The sequence below is a fragment of the Sulfurovum sp. genome (assembly GCA_026990595.1).
Lineage (GTDB): Bacteria > Campylobacterota > Campylobacteria > Campylobacterales > Sulfurovaceae > Sulfurovum.
Genome location: JALXCZ010000027.1, coordinates 1 through 5,389, shown reverse-complemented (window position 1 = coordinate 5,389; position 5,389 = coordinate 1). Strand labels below are relative to the sequence as shown.

3 protein-coding genes are annotated in these 5,389 nt (G+C 35.3%); all 3 read right to left on the bottom strand.

What is annotated here, in order from left to right:
* A partial coding sequence (locus tag MVE01_RS05790; protein ID WP_472561227.1) for a calcium-binding protein occupies nucleotides 1–3,304 on the bottom strand: 3,304 nt, incomplete at its 3' end.
* A 1-nt stretch (nucleotide 3,305) separates the two neighbouring features.
* On the bottom strand, nucleotides 3,306–4,052 hold the full coding sequence (locus MVE01_RS05785) for a hypothetical protein (protein ID WP_472561226.1): 747 nt from the start codon (nucleotides 4,050–4,052) through the stop codon (nucleotides 3,306–3,308).
* A gap of 356 nt (nucleotides 4,053–4,408) precedes the next feature.
* On the bottom strand, nucleotides 4,409–4,969 hold the full coding sequence (locus MVE01_RS05780; protein WP_472561225.1) for a 2OG-Fe(II) oxygenase: 561 nt from the start codon (nucleotides 4,967–4,969) through the stop codon (nucleotides 4,409–4,411).
* Nucleotides 4,970–5,389 lie beyond the last annotated feature (420 nt).

Here is a 5,389-nt window from a genome sequence, read left to right as displayed (position 1 = left end):
GATTACTTGGGTCATCTATAGTGATGAGGATATCACTACCTGAAATGATGACACTTAGATCCTCTTTTGTGATACCATCTCCAAACTTGATGGTATCGACGCCACCGTCGCGTGAGCTTGCATTGTTGTAACCATAGAAGTAACCCTCTTTAATGGTATCGGCTCCATCACCTCTATTATAGATGTAGGTATCATTGCCAAGACCTCCCATGAGAGTATCATCACCTGTTCCACCCGTTATGGTATCTGCTCCGCTTCCGGCATTGATGGTATCTGCTCCCTCTCCACCGTCAATCATGTCGTTACCTGCATTTGTCGCTATAGTATCATTACCACTTCCACCTGTTACGGTGTCGGCTCCACTGCCTGTTGTAACTGTGTCATTGCCTCCAAGTGCATCTACATTTACTGCACTGTTTGCATAGAGGAGTGTGTCATCGCTCTCACTTGGGGTTTGTAGCAGGGTTATATCTATATTTGTGCCGTCGCTGAATTGCACATTTTCTACAGCACTGTTTTTAATGGTGATCTTATCTGAGAGATTTCCAAACGCCACGCCATCTTCTTTGATAGCAAGTATGAAGTCACTCCCGACTCTTTGTACTTCAAGCATATCTTGTGTGATAGAGTCGCCTAACTTTATTGTATCGTTTCCGCTTGCATCTATGATGGTGTCTTGTCCGTCTCCTAGATTAAAGATGTAAGTGTCGTTACCGCTTCCACCATCAAGCGTATCGTTGCCTTTACCGCCTGTTATGGTATCGTTGCCGCTAAAGGCTTTTATGGTGTCATCTCCACCTAGTGCATCTACTGTGTCGTCTGCCTTCGTGAGTTCTATGCTGTCATCACTGCTACTTACTCCATATTCTTGTATAATCTGTTCATAATCTAGCTTCACTCCATCTGCAAAGGTTATATTTTCTATACGATTATCTACTATGAAATAATCTTTAAAAGTTACTTTCTCTGTTACGTTTATTGTTACTATAAGATCTTTACCATCAATACTTAAAGCAACATCACTCTTGTTTATATCACTAAAACTAAAGGTATCTAGTCCACCTTTGTCAAACACAACATCAGAGCCATCACCTTGTCTATATGTAATGGTATCACTACTACTTCCTGTAGTTATAGCATCATCCCCTTTACCTGCTAAAACAGTTGCGTTTGCTCCGCTAGAGATAATAATATCATCTGCATCACTTCCAAATATAAGTGCATTATTATCAGAGTAGGTTTTATCTTTATCATACACATGAATATTTGTTGTGTTAGTGTTTAGTGTTGTTGATAGAAGAGATGAAAGTTCACTATCTGTAGCTTTACTTATTATCTCATTTACTGCATCTGTTCTTAGTCTTTCTTGTATGATTGCATTAATTGTATTATTATTAGGAACACCACCACCTAAATATATACGCAAATCATCTGTTAAATTTGCAGATGTCACCACTAGTTCTGCAATTGCTGGAGCTGCTGCTGTTCCATTAGATGGATATGTCTCTTTGTACTCGATACTATACTCATAATCAATCCCGAGAAATCTACCCTCTTGCATATTTAGCACTTTAGAAAGATACACTTTATCTTCAAGAGAGTTATCTGTTGAATTTAGATATTCTCCTACACTTGTGTTAAATGCAGCCAAGTCATCCACAACAAACTTAGCACGATTTACATCATAGTAAGCACCATCAAACTTATAAAAAGCTTGTAGTGCAAATGCCCCTTCATATCTATCTAGTATCTCTTTTTGGAAATAGTTGTTGTAGTAATCTCTTTGAAAATCGATAGTTACATTTGAGGCTTCTGCACTCTCTACTGTAGAGTTTTTGTAGTTTTGCATCTGGTTTTCAAAGTTAGCTTCTATACGGCTTGTATTTATATCTTTACCTAAAAGTTTTTCTATAATCCATACTTTTTTATCCAGATCACCTAGTTGTATATCTCCGGATATGTTCAACTTCTCTTTTACACCGTTAACATATTCATCATATCCCGACCATATATCGATATACTCTTCAAATCCACTGCTCATACTCTCTACACCATTGCTGATGAGTTCTTGTGCTTTGTTTTTTAAGGCTTCGTTTGTGTTGTAACTTATAAAACTATTTAAAAAGAATCCATACCCTCTTAGGTTTGGAAGTGTCAATGTATCCAAATCTACGCTATAGTCCGGTATAGTTGAAGTATCTATAGTTGTAAGTGTCGGATTTACATCAAGCTTTACATCTGCTGCTAGTTCTTTGTTACCCTCTGTATCTGTATATTTACTTGCTTCACTCAGCGTTGCTCCACCGAGTTCTATATTGGTAGAGACTGCGTTTAGGTCTATACTTGTTATACCTGCTTCTTTTAAGCTTATGAGTTCTTCACTTTGGCTGATACCGTCACTATTGTTATCATTCCATACTTTGAGTCTGCTGTAGAGTTCATCACGTCTGTCTATTTTTCTATCATGGTTTGAGTCTATGAGTTGTTTCAGTTCATCAAACCCTGAAGTAGTAAGATTACCAAACACTTCATCTATACCGTCAATCTTACCATTCTCGTTTTTATCGTAAGTGAGTAGTCCGTCACTAGCAGCTATCCAGCTTACTTTCTCTTTTATACCATCGCCTGTGATATCGAAGTAGGTGTTTGAGTCCTCAAGTGAGATAGTAGAGATAAAACCGTCTTTGTTTGTGTCTAGGACCAGTGGGTCATGTCTTGGGACTGGTGGGGTTGGGTCGACAGGGACAACTCCATCACTATAGTTCCAAGGCATTCCTCCGCCTGTCAGCATCATTGCCATATTTGTGCGATCTGCATCGTTAAACGTGCTGTACGTTCCGCTTAAATCATCAAATAAAGAAGAATATGTATCCCAAACATTATTACCATCATCACTAAATACAGCCCATACAGCCAAACCCGTTGCAGCAACTAACCCAAGGGGTACTAATACTGAACTACTTCCTACAATAGCAGCAGTAGCACCTATTAGTCCAATTGTATCAGATGCTAAAGAGAGGAGGGTTGAGTCTGATAGTTTATTATTTTTATTATACATATCAATAGCATATAAAGAATCATCAACAAGAATAGCTGCAGAAAGTCCTGGTGCTGTTTTTGATAATACTTTATTTTTTGTAACCATACTCGCAAAATCATTTACAAGACTTAGCGTATTTAAGTATGTAGATGATGAATGATCAGGGTTGTAGCCTTTTATTATTGCTAAAGTCTGTGGTCCTGATTTTACATTTGTAAGCATGTCTGTTGTTATTTCAATTACTGTTGGATCTACTTTTGCCATTTTATTTTCCCTCTTGTTGTTTATTTTTTAAGTATTTTTTCATTCTGTTAAGCCTATGTATTGGTTTCTCTTCATAATTGAGCAAGAAGATAAAGAAAAAACCTATAAGAGCTATTTTTAAGCCGAACCAAGTGCTATAAAAAAGATTTTTTACTTTATTATTATTGTGTACATAATGTTTATAGTTATAACCTGCTAAAAACTTATTATTGTATTTTATTTCTTGTATATATTTTGTTCCCATTATATTTATATAATAATGTTTATAGCTATATACAACTACTTTGCCTCCTCTGTTTTTAATCTTATTTAGCTGTTCAAAAAGTTGCTTATCTAAAGGTATCAAATAAACTTCTTCTTTTCCATTATCTTGTTTGAGTTTTATAAAATCAGCTCCTTTCCCTCTTTTTATCCAAACAACTTTAGTGAGAATGCCTTCAACTGGTTTCATTTCTTTTAGTGGAATAGGATCCTTCATATTTAAAAACGCAATTCCAACAAGAAATATCAAAGATGCGGGGACAACAAATATTGCATAAAAAAAGGCTGATGAAACAGGTCGTAAGTTTGCCCTCTCAACAAATATTTTATAAATTTCTGTTGTTTTAAACCATTGTTTGAATTTGGAGGGTTTTTCCTCTTTTTCAATACCTAACTTTTTCTTTCGTCTATTTTGAAGCCATACTATAAAAATCAATAGGATGCTTACAAAAGGAAGTATTTTTAAAATCGTATTTGTTGTTTCCATTATGCCGCCTCTCTCTGCTCTATCGTTACACCTAACATTTTCTTCCTTTCTTCTATATCTATTTTTTTAGTACAAACATATTGCATTGCTTTTTTTATGTATTTTTGGATTATTATAGAATTGTAAAAAGTGAATCTTTTTCTGAAAATGAAGGAGTAATGTAGCAGTATAAAAATGTATCATACATGATACGTCAATAATTTCACAAGCATATAATACATCTTTCCTCCTCTATCATCACTTTTTTGTAAAAAAAGATACTATCATAATTTCTTATGAAACATAATATTTAACAGAATAAATGATTTTTAATAGGATATATGTTTCACTATGTAACATTTTAAAAGTATAAACAATTATATGTAATGTAGTAAAGTTCCTACTATGTATTTTGCTTGACCGCTTATAATAGGATTTGCTTTGTGCGGCCATGCCCACATAGGTGGGAACATTATGAGTCTTCCCGGTTTTGGTTTTGCCATGATGTTGAGCTGAGGGAATGCCGTCTCTCCACCTTCAAACGCATCATTAAGATAAAAGAACACTACAAGAAATCTACGAGCAGAATCATAATCTGTTACATCTACATGCAAATCGAATCGTTCTGTTTGATTAGGAATATATCGTTTCATTCTCGTCTGCTCAAGCCTGAATTTTTCAGACCATTGCCCTTTTTGGATATTATTGTCTTTTACATAATGGTTTACGGCTTCTCTAAAAATGGCATCAAGTTTTTCTCGATCATCTTGAAATATATCATGCTCATAGAAATTGATTTTTGTAAAGCTCATAGACCACTCTTGATCACTTAAATATTCTCTACTATGGCATTGTGGGTTATCTTCAAACTTCTGTATGAGTTCATCACAGTAATCTTTGCTGATTACATCATCATAAATGCTAATATAATTATGCATACTCTCTTACCTTCAAAAAATATTCTTTTAAAAATTATTGCTCCTCTTCTCTAAAAGCACTAGGACGCATCTTTTTAAAATATTTTACCAATCCAATACTCTACGAAGCACTCCTCCAGCGGGCAAAACCCATAAGGTAGAGAGAAAGGTTATTTTTGTAATATCCCTTATCTGCTCTGCCACATGAACATCTACATTAGGAGTACCGTCAGAGCCTGATTGATATGCTGCACTCAGATATCTATAGGCACTCTCTTTTACTCATGCCAAGCACTCGATACGATATTCATAAGATCAGGGTTGTTTTGAATGTCATTGTTGCTGATATGATCCATTCCTTTTTCAACTCCATAGGCATTTATCTGTTGAATAATGAAATTGATATCATCATTTGTGACATACAGACCGTTATTTAGTTCT